The 17231-nt window shown below is 71.5% G+C and carries 14 protein-coding genes; 10 read left to right on the forward strand and 4 right to left on the reverse strand.

The features are described 5' to 3' along the window. The 3 genes from iolB to mmsA are packed head-to-tail and all read left to right on the forward strand — an operon-like array spanning window position 1 to window position 4228. On the forward strand, window positions 1-822 hold the full coding sequence (gene iolB / locus C6376_RS14905; RefSeq protein ID WP_107443864.1) for a 5-deoxy-glucuronate isomerase: 822 nt from the start codon (window positions 1-3) through the stop codon (window positions 820-822). Further along, complete coding sequence (gene iolD / locus C6376_RS14910) at window positions 819-2711, forward strand: 3D-(3,5/4)-trihydroxycyclohexane-1,2-dione acylhydrolase (decyclizing) (protein WP_107443865.1); 1893 nt, start codon at window positions 819-821, stop codon at window positions 2709-2711. Before iolB ends, iolD begins: the two co-directional genes overlap by 4 nt. A 14-nt stretch (window positions 2712-2725) precedes the next feature. Continuing rightward, complete coding sequence (mmsA, locus tag C6376_RS14915; protein ID WP_107443866.1) at window positions 2726-4228, forward strand: CoA-acylating methylmalonate-semialdehyde dehydrogenase; 1503 nt, start codon at window positions 2726-2728, stop codon at window positions 4226-4228. Between the two features lie 154 nt (window positions 4229-4382). Here mmsA and C6376_RS14920 read toward each other — a convergent pair whose 3' ends face one another. Then, complete coding sequence (locus C6376_RS14920) at window positions 4383-5237, reverse strand: hypothetical protein (protein ID WP_107443867.1); 855 nt, start codon at window positions 5235-5237, stop codon at window positions 4383-4385. A gap of 332 nt (window positions 5238-5569) precedes the next feature. On the opposite strand from C6376_RS14920, the gene C6376_RS14925 reads away from it, so the two are divergent. The 3 genes from C6376_RS14925 (at window position 5570) to C6376_RS14935 (ending at window position 10741) form a co-directional block, all read left to right on the forward strand. Then, entirely contained in the window at window positions 5570-8215 is a 2646-nt protein-coding gene (locus tag C6376_RS14925) for a CocE/NonD family hydrolase (RefSeq protein WP_107443868.1), read from the forward strand. After that, window positions 8212-9066 (forward strand): ABC transporter permease, encoded by an 855-nt coding sequence (locus C6376_RS14930; RefSeq protein ID WP_107443869.1) that lies wholly within the window; start codon window positions 8212-8214, stop codon window positions 9064-9066. Before C6376_RS14925 ends, C6376_RS14930 begins: the two co-directional genes overlap by 4 nt. A 172-nt stretch (window positions 9067-9238) precedes the next feature. Further along, window positions 9239-10741, forward strand: a complete 1503-nt coding sequence (locus C6376_RS14935; protein ID WP_107443870.1) for a VWA domain-containing protein — start codon at window positions 9239-9241, stop codon at window positions 10739-10741. Window positions 10742-10863: 122 nt separating this feature from the next. On the opposite strand, the gene C6376_RS14940 is transcribed toward C6376_RS14935, so the two are convergent. From C6376_RS14940 to C6376_RS14950, 3 genes are all read right to left on the reverse strand, one after another. Further along, window positions 10864-11262, reverse strand: a complete 399-nt coding sequence (locus tag C6376_RS14940; protein ID WP_107443871.1) for a rodlin — start codon at window positions 11260-11262, stop codon at window positions 10864-10866. A gap of 130 nt (window positions 11263-11392) precedes the next feature. Further along, on the reverse strand, window positions 11393-12421 hold the full coding sequence (locus C6376_RS14945) for an LCP family protein (protein ID WP_107443872.1): 1029 nt from the start codon (window positions 12419-12421) through the stop codon (window positions 11393-11395). 105 nt (window positions 12422-12526) lie between these two features. After that, window positions 12527-12928, reverse strand: coding sequence for a rodlin (locus tag C6376_RS14950; protein ID WP_107443873.1), 402 nt, complete (start codon window positions 12926-12928; stop codon window positions 12527-12529). 217 nt (window positions 12929-13145) lie between these two features. On the opposite strand from C6376_RS14950, the gene C6376_RS14955 reads away from it, so the two are divergent. The 4 genes from C6376_RS14955 to C6376_RS14970 all read left to right on the forward strand — a co-directional run bounded on the left by C6376_RS14955 (window position 13146) and on the right by C6376_RS14970 (window position 17212). Continuing rightward, window positions 13146-13556 carry a rodlin gene (locus tag C6376_RS14955; protein WP_107443874.1) on the forward strand — a complete coding sequence of 137 codons (411 nt, stop codon included), beginning with the start codon at window positions 13146-13148 and terminating at the stop codon, window positions 13554-13556. 293 nt (window positions 13557-13849) lie between these two features. Then, entirely contained in the window at window positions 13850-14077 is a 228-nt protein-coding gene (locus C6376_RS14960; protein ID WP_107443875.1) for a chaplin, read from the forward strand. Between the two features lie 103 nt (window positions 14078-14180). Next, a complete protein-coding gene (locus C6376_RS14965) occupies window positions 14181-15299 on the forward strand; it encodes a chaplin family protein (protein WP_107443876.1) in 1119 nt (372 codons plus the stop codon). Between the two features lie 587 nt (window positions 15300-15886). After that, window positions 15887-17212 (forward strand): glycoside hydrolase family 26 protein, encoded by a 1326-nt coding sequence (locus C6376_RS14970; protein WP_107443877.1) that lies wholly within the window; start codon window positions 15887-15889, stop codon window positions 17210-17212. Window positions 17213-17231: the final 19 nt, after the last annotated feature.

Below are 17231 nucleotides of genomic sequence, written 5' to 3' on the forward strand. Positions count from 1 at the left end.
ATGAGCCAGGACCTGTACCTCGCGCGCGGGACCACCGCGCACGCCGGCTACGCGCTCGACATCGATCCCGCGCGAGCGGGCTGGGACTACTGCAGCCTGCGGGTCGTCGAGCTGGAGCCGGGCGGCGGGCATGTCTTCGACACGGGTGACAGCGAATGGATCGTGCTGCCCCTCGAAGGCGGATGTACCGTGCGCACAGATCAAGAAGAGTTCCAACTCCTGGGCCGGGAAACGGTGTTCGCGTCGGTCTCCGACTTCGCGTACGTTCCCCGGGACGCCCGGGTCCAGATCGCCTCCGGCGCGGGAGGCCGCTTCGCCCTGGCAGGAGCGAAGTGCGAGCGACGACTCCCCGCCCGCTACGGCCCCGCGCCGGAGGTCCCCGTCGAAGAGCGCGGCAGCGGCACATGCGCCCGGCTGGTGCGCAACTTCGCCTCCGCCGACGCCTTCGACTGCGACAAGCTGATCGCCGTCGAGGTGATCACCCCCGGCGGCAACTGGTCCTCGTACCCGCCGCACAAGCACGACGAGCACCGGCCGGGCGAGGAGGCCGAGCTCGAGGAGATCTACTACTTCGAGATCGACGGCCCGAACGGCTTCGGATACCAGCGGGTGTCCCCCTCGCGCGAGGGCGGCGCCGACGTCCTCGCCGAGGTGCGCTCCGGCGACGCCGTGCTCGTCCCCGACGGCTGGCACGGACCTGCCGTCGCCCAGCCCGGGCACGCCATGTACTACCTGAACGTCATGGCGGGACCGGGGCAGACCCGGGAGTGGCGGATCTGCTTCCACCCGGACCACGTAGAGAGCACAGGGGGTTACCGATGACGGCGCAGACCTCGACGACGCGGCTGACGGTCGCCCAGGCGCTGGTGCGCTTCCTCGCCGCCCAGTACACCGAGCGCGACGGCGTACGGCAGCGGCTGATCGGCGCGACCTGGGGCATCTTCGGCCACGGCAACGTCGCGGGCCTCGGCCAGGCACTGGTCGAGTACGCCGACGAGATGCCGTTCCACCAGGGCCGCAACGAGCAGTCGATGGTCCACGCGGCCGTCGGCTACGCCCGCCAGTCGGGCCGTCTGTCCACCCACGCGGTGACGACGTCGATCGGCCCCGGCGCGACCAACCTGGTCACCGGCGCGGCCCTCGCCACCGTCAACCGGCTGCCGGTCCTGCTGCTGCCCGGCGACGTCTTCGCCACCCGGGTCGCCGACCCGGTGCTCCAGCAGCTCGAAGTCCCCTACGCGGGAGACGTGTCGGTCAACGACTGCCTGCGCCCGGTGTCGAAGTACTTCGACCGGATCACCCGCCCGGAGGCGCTGATCCCGGCGGCGCTGCAGGCGATGCGCGTCCTCACCGACCCCGTGGAGACCGGCGCGGTCACCCTCGCCCTGCCGCAGGACGTCCAGGCCGAGGCCTACGACTGGCCCGAGGAGTTCTTCGCCGAGCGCGTCTGGGCGGTCCGCCGTCCCGGCGCCGACCCCGTCGAACTCGCCGAGGCCGTACGGGCGATCAGGTCCGCCGAACGGCCCCTGGTCGTCGCGGGCGGCGGCGTCCACCACAGCCGCGCCGAGGAGGCCCTCGCCGAGTTCGCCGAGGCCACCGGCATCCCGGTCGCCTCCACCCAGGCCGGCAAGGGCTCGCTGCGCCACGACCACCCGCAGGACGTGGGCGGCGTCGGCCACACCGGCACCGCGACCGCCGACGAACTGGCCCGCACGGCGGACCTGATCATCGGCGTGGGCACCCGTTACACCGACTTCACCACCGCCTCCAACACCCTGTTCGCGGGCGACGGCGTCCGCTTCCTCAACCTCAACATCGCCTCCTTCGACGGCCACAAGCTCGCCGGCCTGCCCCTCGTGGCGGACGCCCGCGGCGGCCTCGGAGAACTGACCGAGGCCCTGCGCCTGCACGGGCACCGGGTCGCGGACGCCTACGTCACCGCGTACTCCGAGGACAAGGAGCGCTGGGAGCAGCGCGTCGACGCCTGCTACGAGGCCGACGAGCCGGACGTCCGCCCGACACAGCCGCAGGTGCTCGGCGCGCTCGACGCCCTCGTCGACGAGTCCGACGTGATCATCAACGCCGCCGGCTCACTCCCCGGCGACCTGCACAAACTGTGGCGGACGCGCTCCCGGGACCAGTACCACCTGGAGTACGGCTACTCCTGCATGGGGTACGAGATCCCGGCCGCGATCGGCGTGAAACTGGCCGCCCCGCAGCGCAACGTCTGGGCGCTGGTCGGCGACGGCACGTACCTGATGATGCCGACGGAGATCGTGACGGCCGTGCAGGAGGGGATCGCGATCAAGATCCTGCTCGTGCAGAACCACGGCTACGCCTCCATCGGCGGTCTGTCGGAGTCGGTGGGCGGCGAGCGCTTCGGCACGGCCTACCGCTACACCGCGGACGACGGCACCTACACCGGCGCCCCGCTCCCCGTCGACCTGGCCGCCAACGTGGCCAGCCTCGGCATGCGGGTGCTGCGCGCGAAGACCGTCCGCGAACTGCGCGAAGCCCTCGCCGAGGCGCGCCGCGCCGACACTCCCACATGTGTCTACGTCGAGACCGAAACGGCCGACACTGTGTCGGGCCCGCCACCCGCGCAGGCCTGGTGGGATGTACCTGTGGCCGAGACCGCGACGCGACCGTCCGCGGTGAAGGCACGTGAGCTGTACGAACGGCACGTCTCTACCCGACGCCGCCATCTGTGAAGGAGCACTCGGTCATGACGAAGATCGTCAACCACTGGATCGGCGGCAAGACCGTCGAAGGCGCGTCGGGTTCGTACGGGCCGGTCACCGACCCCGCGACCGGCGCCGTCACCACGAAGGTCGCCTTCGCCTCGGTGGACGAGGTCGACTCCGCGGTCGCCGCCGCGAAGGACGCCTACGCCACCTGGGGCACCTCCTCGCTGGCCAAGAGGAGCACGATCCTGTTCGCGTTCCGGGCGCTGCTCGACGCGAACCGGGACGCGATCGCCGAGCTGATCACCGCCGAGCACGGCAAGGTGCACAGCGACGCGCTCGGCGAGGTCGCGCGCGGCCTGGAGATCGTGGACCTGGCGTGCGGCATCACCGTGCAGCTGAAGGGCGAGCTGTCGACCGAGGTGGCCAGCCGGGTGGACGTCGCGTCGATCCGCCAGCCCCTCGGCGTCGTCGCGGGCATCACGCCGTTCAACTTCCCGGCGATGGTCCCGATGTGGATGTTCCCCATCGCGATCGCCTGCGGCAACACGTTCGTGCTGAAGCCGTCCGAGAAGGACCCGTCGGCCTCGCTGAAGATCGCCGAGCTGCTGTCCGAGGCCGGTCTCCCGGACGGCGTGTTCAACGTCGTGCAGGGAGACAAGGTGGCCGTGGACCGTCTCCTGGAGCACCCGGACGTCAAGGCCGTGTCCTTCGTCGGCTCGACGCCGATCGCCCGCTACATCCACACCACCGCCTCGGCGAACGGCAAGCGCGTCCAGGCGCTGGGCGGCGCGAAGAACCACATGCTGGTCCTGCCCGACGCGGACCTGGACGCGGCCGCCGACGCCGCCGTCTCCGCCGCGTACGGCTCGGCGGGCGAGCGCTGCATGGCCATCTCCGCGGTCGTCGCCGTCGGCGCGATCGGCGACGAGCTGGTGGAGAAGATCCGCGAGCGCGCCGAGAAGATCAAGATCGGTCCCGGCAACGACCCGACGAGCGAGATGGGCCCGCTCATCACGGCCGTCCACCGCGACAAGGTGGCGTCCTACGTGACGGGCGCGGCGGCCGAGGGCGCCGAGGTGATCCTGGACGGCACCGGCCACACCGTCGACGGCTTCGAGAACGGCCACTGGATCGGCATTTCGCTCCTCGACAAGGTCCCCACCACGGCGAAGGCCTACCAGGACGAGATCTTCGGCCCGGTGCTGACCGTACTGCGCGTCGACACCTACGACGAGGGCATCGCCCTCATCAACGCGTCGCCGTTCGGCAACGGCACCGCGATCTTCACCCGGGACGGCGGCGCGGCCCGTCGCTTCCAGCTGGAGGTCGAGGCCGGCATGGTCGGCGTGAACGTGCCGATCCCGGTCCCCGTCGGCTACCACAGCTTCGGCGGCTGGAAGGACTCGCTCTTCGGCGACCACCACATCTACGGCAACGACGGCACGCACTTCTACACCCGCGGCAAGGTCGTCACCACCCGCTGGCCCGACCCGGCCGACGCCCCGGCGGGCGTGGACCTGGGCTTCCCCCGCAACCACTGACCCCCACGCACGGCGACGCCCTGCCCCGTCCGGGGGGCAGGGCGTCGCCGTGCGTCAGCCGCGTCGCGGGCGCGTGGGCCGACGGGTCCGGCCGCGTCAGCCGGCCGGCGTAGGCGTCGGCCGACGGCGTGGACTTCGGCCGTGGGTGTCGACGTCAGCCGGTGGTGGTCCCGGCACCGGCGCCGGCGCCGGCGGACTTGACCGCCTCGGTGAGGTCGCCGGTCTGCGCGGCGGGCGGCGCCTTGACCGGTGCCGTCTGGCCGAACTTCTCGAAGTCCATGGTGACCTTCATGGTGCCGATCTCCTGGATCATGCGGACCGGCAGGTCCTTGGGGCCGACCCACACCTCCATGGTGATCGAGGTGGCGCCGCCGGTGAGCGAGCCGAAGAGGTTGTCCTTGTCGCCGTAGGCCTTCTTGAACTTGCCCATCCCGGCCTGGTCGATGACGGCCCGGTAGTGCGTGGTGGCCTTGCCGTTGATCTTCTCCGAGCCGAGGTTCTCGACGTCGTCCGCGTACTTCAGGCCCTTCATGGACGCCGACGGGCTGCCGTTGCTGCCGCTGAGCGCCTGCGCACCCTGCTTGCCGAAGACGGCCGAGCTGTCGATCTTCATCCACTCCTTGCCCTTGAGCGGGCCGGCGGCCTGCGGATCGACGTCGTAGTAGTACGCGCCGTCCACGAAGAGCATGCGCATCTTCGGAGCGTCCTGGAGCTGCTGCATCTGCGCGGCCGCGGTGTCCATCAGGACGTCGAACGCGTATCCGTCGCCCCAGGAGTAGGTGCCCTCCATGGCGACCGGAGCGCCCGTGCCCATGGAGGTGGTCATCTTCACCTCCGCCGAACCGAGCTGCTCGGTGCGGTCGGTCGCCCGGCCGAGCGCCGCCATGATCGCGTCCGTGGCGTCCACGGCCTTGGCCGCGTCCTTGGCGGTCTCGCCGCCGCACCCGGCCGTCGTGACCAGGGCCGCCACCGTGACCGCCGTCCAGGCCCCCGCGTACTTCGTCTTCATGAGTCCCCACCCCTGTGCGTAGTCTGTGATCCCCGACCCTAACGGGTCACACTGACACGTCCGGATGCCGGCCGTCGCCCCACTTTCGCGCCGGGAGCCCCGCGGTTCCGGAACCCGCCCGAGCGACCGGAGCGGCCTGACGGGGAACGGCGTGTCCGTGCCCTGCCGAGGCGGCGTCCGCCGGCCGGTGAGCGTCCCGCGGGACGGGCGGGACCGGCCCGCGTGTACCGCGTCCGCAGTATGCGCCCACGGCCGTGTACGCCCCGGGGAGGTCGGCGAGTTCGGTCTGCGGTCGACAACTCCACGACAGGTTGACCCCGTACGGTTGAAGCATGGATCTTCGACTGCCCGGTCTGCGAGGACCACGGCGGCCGCGACGGCTCCTCGCCGCCGTGGCCGCAGTGGCCGTACTCGCCGGTGCCGGTACCTGGACGGCCGTCGCCGCCGACGACGACACGCCCTCGGTGCACCAGACCGACCGGGTCATGGCGGTGGACGGCGTACGCCTGGACACCTCGTACTTCACCTCCGGCGCCACCGGCCGCCGTCCCGCCGTCCTCCTCGCGCACGGCTTCGGCGGCGAAAAGGACGACGTCCGCCGACAGGCCGAGAGCCTCGCCCGCGACGGGTACGCCGTGCTGACCTGGTCCGCGCGCGGATTCGGTGAGTCCACCGGCCGGATCGGGCTGAACGACCCGAAGGGCGAGGTCGCCGACGTCTCCCGGCTGATCGACTGGCTCGCGAAGCAGCCCGAGGTCCGGCTGGACAAGCCCGGCGACCCGCGCGTGGGCATGGCCGGCGCCTCCTACGGCGGCGCGGTCTCCCTGCTCGCCGCCGGGTACGACGACCGCGTCGACGCCATCGCCCCCGCGATCACCTACTGGAACCTCGCGGACGCCCTGTTCCCCGACGGCGTGTTCAAGAAGCTGTGGGCCGGCGTCTTCTTCAACACCGGCGGCGGCGCCGCCCGCTTCGAACCCGCGCTGGCCGCGATGTACGAGCGCGTCGCCGAGTCCGGCGCCCCGGACGCCGCCGCACGCGCCCTGCTAGAAGAGCGCTCGCCGTCCGCCGTCGGCGACCGCATCAAGGTCCCCACCCTCCTCCTCCAGGGCCAGACCGACTCCCTGTTCACCCTCGCCCAGTCCGACGCCGCCGAGAAGGCGATCCGCGCCAACGGCGCGCCCGTCGACGTCGACTGGATCTCCGGCGGCCACGACGGCGGCGACATGGAAGCCTCGCGCGTCCAGGCCCGCGTCGCCTCCTGGTTCGACCGCCACCTCAAGGACGACAGGTCCGCCGACACCGGCCCGGCCTTCCGCGTCACCCGCACCGGAGGCGTCGACTCCACCGACGGCGCCGCCCAGCTCCGGGGCGCGAGCGCGGCCGCCTACCCGGGCCTGACCGGCGGCGACCGCTCGTTCCCGCTGACCGGCCGCCGCGCCGAGCAGTCCTTCGTCAACCCGCCCGGTGCCACCCCGCCCGCCGTCTCCGCCCTGCCCGGCCTCGGCGGCGGCGGCCTCTCCCGGCTCTCCGCTCTCGGCGTCGGCGTCTCCCTCGACTTCCCCGGCCAGTACGCCGCCTTCGACTCGGCGCCGCTCACCGACGACCTGCGGGTCACCGGCACGCCGACGGTCACCGTCCACGTGAGGTCGACGACCGGCACCGCCGTCCTCTTCGCCAAGGTCTACGACGTCGGGGGCAGCGGCAACCAGGTGCTGCCCTCCCAGCTCGTGGCCCCGGTCCGCGTCGACGGAGCCACGGCCGGCAAGGACGTCACGATCACCCTCCCGGCGATCGACCACAAGATCGAGGAGGGGCACCGGCTGCGCCTGGTCCTCGCCTCCACCGACCTCGGCTACGCCTCCCCGATGACCCCGGCGACGTACACCGTGTCGATGAAGGGCGACCTGAAGGTCCCCACCGCCCCGGCCGTGACGACCGCCGCCGCACCGCTGCCGTCCTGGGTCTGGTGGCTCCCCCTCACCGGCGCGGCGCTCGCGCTCGCCCTGCTCCTGACGGCCCGCCGCCGCACCGCCACACCCGCCCCCGACCCGGCGCTCGCCGACGTCCCGCTGCGGATCACCGACCTCAGCAAGAAGTACGCGGGCGGCGACCGCTACAGCGTCCGCGAGCTGTCCTTCCAGGTGGAGAAGGGCCAGGTGCTCGGCCTGCTCGGCCCCAACGGCGCCGGCAAGACGACGACCCTGCGCATGCTGATGGGCCTGATCACGCCCGACGGCGGCGAGATCCGCGTCTTCGGTCACGCCGTCCGCCCGGGCGCCCCCGTGCTCTCCCGCGTCGGCTCCTTCGTCGAGGGCGCGGGCTTCCTGCCGCACCTGACCGGCCGGGAGAACCTCGAGCTGTACTGGCGGGCCACCGGCCGCCCGGCCGAGGACGCCCATCTCGACGAGGCCCTGGAGATCGCCGGCCTCGGCGACGCGCTCGCCCGCGCGGTGCGCACCTACTCCCAGGGCATGCGCCAGCGCCTGGCCATCGCCCAGGCCATGCTCGGCCTGCCCGACCTGCTCATCCTCGACGAGCCGACCAACGGCCTCGACCCGCCGCAGATCCGCGAGATGCGCGAGGTGATGATCCGCTACGCGGCGGCCGGCCGCACGGTGATCGTCTCCAGCCACCTCCTGGCGGAGGTCGAGCAGTCCTGCACCCACCTCGTGGTCATGGACCGCGGCCGGCTGGTCCAGGCCGGTCCGGTCGCCGAGATCATCGGCTCCGGCGACACCCTCCTCGTCGGCACCGCCGTCCCCGTGGACGAGCCGGTCGTCGAGAAGATCGCCGCGCTGCCCGGCGTGTCCTCCGCGCTCCCCGCCGACGACGGCCTGCTGATCCGGCTGGCCGCCGACGGCAGCGCCCGGCACCTGATCGCCGAACTCGTCCGGCTCGACGTGCCGGTGACCTCGGTCGGCCCGCACCGCCGCCTGGAGGACGCCTTCCTCACCCTGATCGGAGGTTCCGCATGAGCACGCTCACCGAGGTCGCCTCCGGCTACCAGCCCGGCCGCACCCTGCCGCTGCGCGTCGAACTGGCCCGCCAGCTCAAGCGCCGCCGCACGCTGGTCATGGGCGGCATCCTCGCCGCCCTGCCGTTCGTCCTGCTCATCGCCTTCGCCATCGGCGGCGAGCCCGGCGGCCGCAACGACCAGGTGACCCTGATGGACACGGCGACCGCCTCGGGCGCCAACTTCGCCGCGGTCAACCTGTTCGTGTCGGCGGGCTTCCTGCTCGTCATCCCGGTCGCCCTGTTCTGCGGGGACACCGTCGCCTCGGAGGCCGGCTGGTCCTCCCTGCGCTACCTCCTCGCCGCCCCCGTGCCCCGGGCCCGCCTGCTGTGGTCCAAGCTCGTCGTGGGCCTCGGCCTGAGCCTGGCCGCGATGGTCCTGCTGCCGGTCGTCGCCCTCGCCGTCGGCAGCGCGGCCTACGGCTGGGGGTCGCTGGAGCTGCCCACCGGCGGCGCGCTCGACCCCGGCACGGCCGCCCAGCGGCTCATCGTGGTCGTCGGATACGTCTTCGTCTCCCAACTGGTCACCGCCGGGCTGGCGTTCTGGCTCTCCACCAAGACCGACGCCCCCCTCGGCGCGGTCGGCGGCGCGGTCGGCCTGACCATCGTCGGCAACGTCCTGGACGCCGTCACCGCCCTCGGCGACTGGCGCGACTTCCTGCCCGCGCACTGGCAGTTCGCCTGGGCCGACGCCGTCCAGCCCACCCCCGAGTGGTCCGGCATGATCCAGGGCACCGCGGTCTCCGTGACCTACGCCCTGGTGCTGTTCGCCCTGGCCTTCCGCGGTTTCGCCCACAAGGACGTGGTCTCGTAGGGCCATTCGCCCGAGCAGGACGACGAACCCCAGGTCACCGGAGGGTCTCCGACCGGTCTCGAAGGCAGCCGGCCGTGCCCACTTCGAGACGTATCCGCAACTCCCCGTGTCGCACGTTCCGGCCCCCTGCCCCGTCACAGTCACAGATGTCGACGGACACAGGGGGCACAGAATGGACAACCGGCTACCACGACTGTTCGCCTGCGCGGCCGCGGCGGCACTGCTGCTGACCGGCTGCGGCGGCTCAGGCGAAGACTCCGGCGGCAGCAAGGCCGCGGACGGAGCGGCCCGCGACAACGGGCCCTTCCCCGCGCCGAACGCACCGCGCGCCGGCGAGGAGCGCGTCGAGGGCGACGAGGGACGCGCGGACCGCCTCTCCACCTTCGCCCTCGACGTGGACACCGCGTCCTACGGCTACGCCCGCCGCACCCTCGCCGAGGGCCGCCGCCCGGACCCCGCCACCGTCCGCCCCGAGGAGTTCGTCAACAGCTTCCGCCAGGACTACGAACGCCCGGACGGCAACGGCTTCTCGGTCACCGTCGACGGCGCCCGCACCGGCGACGACGACTGGTCCCTGGTCCGCGTGGGCCTCGCCACCCGCACGGCCGCGCAGCACGGCGAACGTCCGCCCGCCGCCCTCACCTTCGTCATCGACGTCTCCGGCTCGATGGGCGAACCGGGCCGCCTGGACCTCGCCAAGTCCTCGCTCGGCACGATGACCGACCGTCTGCGCGACGACGACTCCGTCGCCCTCGTCACCTTCAGCGGCGAGGCCGAGACCGTCCTGCCCATGACCCGGCTCGGCGACCACCGCAGCCGCGTGCACGACGCCGTCGACGGCCTGGAACCCACCGACTCCACCAACCTCGGCGCCGGCGTCGAGACCGGATACGCCACCGCCGTCGAGGGACTGCGCCAGGGCGCCACCAACCGGGTCGTCCTGGTCTCGGACGCCCTTGCCAACACCGGTGACACCGACGCCGACGCGATCCTGGAGCGCATCGACACCGCTCGCCGCGAACACGGCATCACCCTCTTCGGCGTCGGCGTAGGCAGCGACTACGGCGACGCCCTGATGGAACGCCTCGCCGACAAGGGCGACGGCCACACCGTCTACGTGTCGGACGAGACCGACGCCCGCAAGGTCTTCTGCGAGGACCTCCCGCGCAACGTCGACCTGACCGCCCGCGACGCCAAGGCCCAGGTCGCCTTCGACCCCGACGCCGTTGCCGAGTTCCGCCTGATCGGCTACGACGACCGCCGGGTCGCCGACGACGACTTCCGCGACGACCGCGTCGACGGCGGCGAGGTCGGCCCCGGCCACACCGTCACCGCCCTCTACGCCGTGCGCGTCAGGCACGGCGCCGACGGACGCCTCGCCACCGCCACCGTCCGCTGGCTCGACCCCGAGACCCGCACCCCGCACGAGACCTCCGGCCGGCTGGAGACCGGCGCCCTGCACGAGGACCTCGCGGGCGCCTCCGCCCGCTTCCGGGTCACGGCGACGGCCGCCTACTTCGCCGACGCCCTGCGCCGCCCGGAGACCCGGCTCCCGGACGCCCCCGACCTGACCGCACTGGAGGAAACGGCCCGCACGTTGGCGAAGAAGACGGAGGACGCGGACGTCACCGCCCTCGCCGAGGCGATCGCCGACGCGAACCGTCTCGACCTCTGATCCCGGCGCCCGTCGGCCCACGCCGGCCCGCACGCCGCGGACGGCACACCCCGGCCCGGCACACGAAACGGCGGGTCACCGAAGAACCGGTGACCCGCCGTCGCGGTACGTGGGGCGAAGGCTCAGCCGTTGCCCGCGCCGTTGCCCGAGAGGGCGGAGATGTCGTCCAGAATGTGCGACAGCGGGTCGTCGCCCTTGGCCTGGGTGCTGTTCTCGACGCACTGCTGGTTCTGCGACGACGACAGGATCGGAACGTCCTGGAGCAGCGTGCCCGTGGTCGTAGCGACGTTGGTCTTGGTCGGCAGAGCGAGGCAGGGCTTGTTCAGCGAACCCTGGATCAGCGAGAGCTGCGGGCTCATGTCGCCGAACGTGGCCGAGTTGCCGAACTCCGACGAGGCGCCGTTACCGCTGGCGGAGGTGGTGCCGCTGTCGTCACCGATGGCGAGGGCCTGCGGGGCGCTCACGGCCGCGAGACCGGCGACCGAGGCGGCGAGAACCGCGGATGCCCACAGCTTCTTCATTTTCGTTCCCTTCCGAAAGGCGCGGACACCGGGGGAGGAGCCGCGTGATCAACAACGCTCCGTCCCCGCCCCGGGTTGCGTGATGTGCCCCGATCGGCGTAGCGCACCGGTCACGCCGACCGTGCGCCCCTCACCTGCACGCGTACGTGCTCCCGCGGACCGGCACCGTGCTGCCGACAACGGTCGGCGGGTCCTTGGGCTCGGGATTCCTGCCCGGCGCGACCAGTGGCCGGTCCTCGCGCAACTTCGTGAAGAGCGCGTCAGCCTTCCGGTCGTCCCAGGCCAGTGCCGAACCGATACCCAGCGAGGCCGGAGCGAACCCGGCGATGGGCACGGTCACGAACTCCGTCGCCGCGTTCGGCAGCCTGCGCAGTGCGGCCGCCTCGCGGGCGAGTTCGTTCAGCGAGAACCCCTGCCGGCCGTCCCCGAGCAGGGTGCGCACCAGGTGCAGGGTGCGCCGCGGGTCGGCGAGCAGTTCGCGCTCCTGCAACTTGCGCAACGCCTGGACCAGAAAGCGCTGTTGACGCTGAATGCGGCCGAGGTCGGCGCTGGTGTCGACATGCCGCGAGCGCACGTACTGCAACGACTGCCCGCCGCCGAGCCGGTGCTTGCCCGGTTCGAGGTCCATCTTGGTCGCGGAGTCCGTCAGACGCCGTGGCGTGCACACCTCGACGCCTCCGACCTCGTCCACGGAGTCCATGAACCGCCGGAAGTCCACCTGGATGAACCGGTCGACGCTCAGCGCGGTCATGGCCTCGACGGTCCTGACGGCCAGCTCCGGACCGCCTTCCTGGAACGCCGCGTTGATCTTCGCCGGATGTGCCTCGCGCTGTCTGCCGTTGGCGTCGCGGTACTGCGGGATGTGCGCCCACGAGTCGCGGGGCAGACCGATCACGCTGACGCGGTCCCGCCGCGCGGAGAGATGGATCAGCATCAGGACGTCGGTGCAGCCACAGGCCTGACCGCCCGCGTGGAACGCGTGCTTCTCGCCGACGGAGATGGTGTTCCGTTCGTCGGTGCCCATCAGCAGGACGTTCATGGCGCGCGGGGCGTGTTCCCGGCCGGGGAGCGAGGAACTGCCGAGCAGTGCGCCCGTGGCTGCCAGGACGATTGAGGGAATCGCCAGCCGGCGTGGCAAAAGGTTTCTCTTCGTCGTCACGCGCCGCACGCTAGAACAGCGGGCCGCCGATGATCCGACGGCCCGCTGTCCGGGCGGAGAAACCACCCGGGCGCTCAGGAACAGAACCCGTTCACCACGTGGGACTCAGTGGTTGCCCGTGCCGTTGCCGGCGAGCACGGAGATGTCGTCGAGGAGGTGCGACAGCGGGTCGTCGCCCTTGGCCTGGGTGCTGTTCTCGACGCACTGCTGGTTCTGCGACGACGACAGGATCGGAACGTCCTGGAGCAGCGTGCCCGCGGTCGTAGCGGTGTTGATCTTGGTCGGCAGGGCGAGGCAGGGCTTGTTGAGGGAGCCCTGGATGAGCGCCAGCTGCGGGCTCATGTTGCCGTAGGTGGCCGAGTTGCCGAACGACTGGCTGGCGCCGTTTCCGCTGGCGGAGGTGGTGCCGCTGTCGTTGCCGATGGCGAGCGCCGGGGATGCGACGGCGGCGGAGACGCCGACGACGGAGGCGGCGACCGCCGCGGCAGCCAGTACCTTCTTGATCACTTGAAATTCCCTTCTGGAAAACCCCGTCCATCGGAGCGCCCTGACCAACTGGCTCCGCTCTGTTTGGTTGCTGCCCTTCACTCTGATGGCCCATTGCGGCGGACGCGGTGAGAAAACCGAAAGAGTGAAGAGCCGCAACCCAGGTCCGGCGCGCCGGGTTGAGTCGGAGACAGGCAGGCACATGGTCCTGTCCTGGAACAGGGAAAGGAACAGGAATATGTTGAAGAAGGCCATTGCAGCTGCGGCGATCGCCGCTTCCGTCGTCGGGATGTCGGCGGCGGCCGCCCCTCAGGCGCTTGCCATCGGTGACGACAGCGGCACCACCTCCGCCAGTGGAAACGGTGCGTCCGAGAAGTTCGGGAACTCCGTGACCAAGGGAGACAAGAGCCCGCAGGCCGCACTGGTCCAGGGCTCGCTCAACAAGCTCTGCGCGGGTCTGCCGACAGCGGCCAATACGAGTACCCTCACCGGTGAAGCGCTGTTGGGCCTCCAGGACTCCCCGATTCTGTCGTCGGCGCAGAACCAGCAGTGTGCCGAGAACAGCACCCAGGCCAAGGGCGACGACCCGCTGTCGCACATCCTGGACGGTATCTCGGCTCTTTCGGGCAACGGGATGCGCAACGGCTGACGCACGCCGGCCCCTTCGCCCGGTCGGTCCCGCCCTCCGTATGGGTCGTACGAATGATTTTCGTCAATGTGCTGTCGGATTCCCTCCGGGTAACTCGAGTGAAAACGGGCCTCTCTCTGGGGCGGATGGGTCACGGTCGGGGCAGTCGAGTGAATCCCTCTGCGGTGTGAGTTTGTCTGCTCATCGGACCGTCTATTTCTCGTGGGTACTCTGCGGGTCATGAGCGAGCCGTTCCAGTTGTTCTCGCTCGGTTTCGACCGCCATCGAGGCGTGACCGCACAGAAGGGAATCACATGAAGAAGACCGCTGTCGTCGTTGCGGGGCTGGTCCTTTCGCTCGGAGCTGCCGCGCCGGCCTTCGCCGACGCTGAGGCCAACGGTGCAGCCATCGGTTCGTCCGGTTTCCTCTCCGGCAACCTGGTCCAGATTCCGACCCACACGCAGACGAATGTCTGTGGCAATTCGTTCGGGCTTTTCAGCCTGCTGAGCCCGAACGTCGGAACCGTCTGCGTCAACGGCTGACGACGCGCCACACCTCAGTACGGCTGGGTCGAGGCCGGCCTTGGACGACTCCGTGTGGTCCGGGGCCGGCTTTCCCACTCCTCCAAGCAGGAAGGCAACGAGATTGCGACGGACCCTGAGCAGGGGAATGGTCGCGGCGGCCGCAGCGACGAGCATCCTGTCCCTGTATGGGGGCGGCTACGCCCTCGCCGACGCGAACGCCGAGGGGGCGGCCAACGGTTCACCGGGGGCCCTGTCGGGCAACCACGCCGAGGCACCGCTGCACGTCCCGGTGAAGGTCTGCGGGAAAACGGTCGACGTCGTCGCCGCGCTTGACCCCGAGTTCGGCAACGCCTGCGCCGAGCACTTCGGCGTCGGCGTGAAACGCGCGCACGGGACACCGCACGCCGACGACGCCCCCCACGCCACGGATTCCGGCTACGGCAAGTCCGACGACGGGGACTCGGGAGACGGGGACTCCGCCCATGGCGAGTCCGACGCCGAAGAGTCCGGCCATGTCGAGCCCGCCCATGTCGAGCCCGCCCATGTCGAGCCCGCCCATGTCGAGCCCGCCCATGTCGAGCCCGCCCATGTCGAGCCCGCCCATGTCGAGCCCGCCCAGGGCGAGTCCGACGACGAAGAATCCGTCCACGCCGAGCCCGCCCAGGGCGAGTCCGACGACGAAGAGTCCGGCTACGGGAGCTCCGGGTACGGCCACTCCGATCAGGGCGGCCACGAGTACGGAGACGACTGCGGTGGCTACGGCGACACGTGCGGCGGCGAAGACCACAGCACGCCGCCTCCGTCGTACGGGGAGCACTCGACGCCGCCGCCGTACGGGGGTCACAGCAAGCCTCCGTCGTACGGGGAGCACTCGACGCCGCCGCCGTACGGGGGTCACAGCAAGCCTCCGTCGTACGGGGAGCACTCGACGCCGCCGCCGTACGGGGGTCACAGCAAGCCTCCGTCGTACGGGGAGCACTCGACGCCGCCGCCGTACGGGGGTCACAGCAAGCCTCCGTCGTACGGGGAGCACTCGACACCTCCGCCGTACGGGGAGCACAGCACACCACCCCCGTACGGCGGGCACAGCACGCCGCCCGGTGGTGGGCACACCAGGCCCGAGCTGCCGCACACCGGCAGCGACAACGCGGCGTTGCTGGCAGCCTCCGGCATCAGCGCGATGCTGATCGCGGGCGGCGCCGTTCTGTACCGGCGAGGCAGGGCCGCCTCCCGGCGGTGAACGCATCCGGTGCCGGCCGCCCGCGCGGCCGGCACCCACGCCCGCGCCCGGGGGCCTGCCGTCCGGATCACGCCGCACCGGTGCGACCTGATCCGGACGGCAGGCCCCCGCCGCGCTCAGCGCCGTACGGCCTTCTCCGCCTCGCGCCGGCCTGCCGGGGGATCGCCGCACCCGGCAGCCCCGTGCGCAACCGGCGCCGGACGCCCCGGAGGAGGGTCCCCGCCGTGAAGTACCGGCATCACGCCGACGGCGAGGGCGACGGTGCGGGTGCGCACGGGACTTCCCGTCGCGTCGGCCACCACGTGCACGTCGATTCAGGCCCGTCCGAGCGAGCGCACGGCACCCGGCGTGCCGTGGTGAAAGGGATTCCGGTCGATCCGCAGGAGAACGGCGGGGACGCGGGTGCCGAGCAGCGACTGAGGCATTTTTCAGTGGATCCGGCGGCTGCGTTCACCGATATGGGCGATCAAGGAACTCGAAAGCCGTATCGGCGGTGGCGCGGGTCCTTTTCGTGTGACTTTTATATGACTGAGTGTCAGTAATGCGCGGGCAGTGCGCGTTACGCCCGAGTGGAGAAAGGAGCAGGTATGGCTCCACGACAGCGACGCGCACGGTCCCGGCGGCTTGCCGTCGTAGCGGCAGCGGTGGCGGCGTCGGCCGCCCTGGCGTCCGGACCTGGATTCGCCGCGGGTGCGGGGGTGGCGCGGGTCGCCGCCCCTCTCGCTCCCGCTCCGACCGCACCGTCGCCCGCCGCGCCCCAACCGGCCGTCCCCGCCCCGGCCACGGTTCCGGCGGTACCGGCGAGCCCGGCGCAGACCCCCGCGCCCCCGGCCCCGCCGGCGAAGGCCGCCGCCCCCGCCTTCGGCGCCTACCTCGACTACGGAGCCCGCGGCGTGGCCCGCATCGCCGAGCTCAGTGCCTGGCTGGGCGGCTCCGACCTGCGCGTCGGCCACACCTACCTGCCGGGCGACCAGTGGCAGAACATCGAGGGCCCGGTCGGCTTCCTCGACGTGTGGGCGGACTGGCGGCGGGAGAAGGACGACCGGATGCTCGTCCTCAACGTGCCCATGCTGGAGCGCAACGAGGAGGGCGTCTCCGACTCCGAGGTGCGCCGGCTGCTGCGGCAGGGCGCGGACGGGGAGTTCGACCACCACTTCACGGCTCTCGCCGAGCGGCTGGTCGCACTGAAGGTGCCGGACACGGTGATCGTGCTCGGCTGGGAGATGAACGGCATCACGTACACCCATCGGTGCGGGCCGGACCCGGCGGCCTGGAAGAAGTACTGGAACAGGATCGTCACCGCCATGCGTGCGGTGCCGGGCCAGAAATTCAGGTTCGACTTCACGCCGACGCGCGGCAAGGACGCCGTCCCGTGGACCGAGTGCTATCCGGGGGACGACACGGTCGACATCATCGGAATGGACTCGTACGACCAGCCGACCGGTCTGTCCTTCGACGAGCAGGTGAGTGAACCCTACGGACTGCAGGCACACGTGGACTTCGCCGCATCCCACGGGAAGCCCGTCTCCTATCCCGAATGGGGACTCTTCCGCAACGGCGACAACACCGAGTACATGCGCCGCATGATCGCCTGGATGGACGAGCACCGGCCGGTGTACAACACGCTGACCGACTACTGCCCGCACGGTGTGTGGCAGTGCGACCAGAACCCGCGGTCGTCCGAGGTCTACCGTTCGCTGCTGTCCGGCCGCACCGACGAACCGGTCACCGAGCCGGCGGCCCCGGCGCCCGTCACCGACCCGACGACCCCGCCTGCCACCGAACCGCCCACCACCGACCCCACCGGCGAACCCCCGGTGAACTGCACGCCGATGGACCTCGGCGACTGGGTCGAGAACTGGCTCGGCGGCAAGCTGTGCATCCGCCTGGGCTGGTGGTCGCGCGACGCGTGAAGCGATGTGCGGTGGCGGC

Origin of the sequence: Streptomyces sp. P3, from assembly GCF_003032475.1 — a bacterium.
Taxonomy (GTDB): domain Bacteria; phylum Actinomycetota; class Actinomycetes; order Streptomycetales; family Streptomycetaceae; genus Streptomyces.

Excerpts from the sequence above, each read along its gene's own strand:
- C6376_RS14955 (WP_107443874.1), top strand. The coding sequence starts at position 13,146 with ATGTTGAAGAAGGCCATTGCAGCTGCGGCGATCGCCGCTTCCGTCGTC.
- iolB (WP_107443864.1), top strand. The coding sequence starts at position 1 with ATGAGCCAGGACCTGTACCTCGCGCGCGGGACCACCGCGCACGCCGGC.
- C6376_RS14935 (WP_107443870.1), top strand. The coding sequence starts at position 9,239 with ATGGACAACCGGCTACCACGACTGTTCGCCTGCGCGGCCGCGGCGGCA.
- C6376_RS14920 (WP_107443867.1), bottom strand. The coding sequence starts at position 5,237 with ATGAAGACGAAGTACGCGGGGGCCTGGACGGCGGTCACGGTGGCGGCC.
- C6376_RS14930 (WP_107443869.1), top strand. The coding sequence starts at position 8,212 with ATGAGCACGCTCACCGAGGTCGCCTCCGGCTACCAGCCCGGCCGCACC.
- mmsA (WP_107443866.1), top strand. The coding sequence starts at position 2,726 with ATGACGAAGATCGTCAACCACTGGATCGGCGGCAAGACCGTCGAAGGC.
- C6376_RS14970 (WP_107443877.1), top strand. The coding sequence starts at position 15,887 with ATGGCTCCACGACAGCGACGCGCACGGTCCCGGCGGCTTGCCGTCGTA.
- C6376_RS14940 (WP_107443871.1), bottom strand. The coding sequence starts at position 11,262 with ATGAAGAAGCTGTGGGCATCCGCGGTTCTCGCCGCCTCGGTCGCCGGT.
- C6376_RS14960 (WP_107443875.1), top strand. The coding sequence starts at position 13,850 with ATGAAGAAGACCGCTGTCGTCGTTGCGGGGCTGGTCCTTTCGCTCGGA.
- iolD (WP_107443865.1), top strand. The coding sequence starts at position 819 with ATGACGGCGCAGACCTCGACGACGCGGCTGACGGTCGCCCAGGCGCTG.
- C6376_RS14925 (WP_107443868.1), top strand. The coding sequence starts at position 5,570 with ATGGATCTTCGACTGCCCGGTCTGCGAGGACCACGGCGGCCGCGACGG.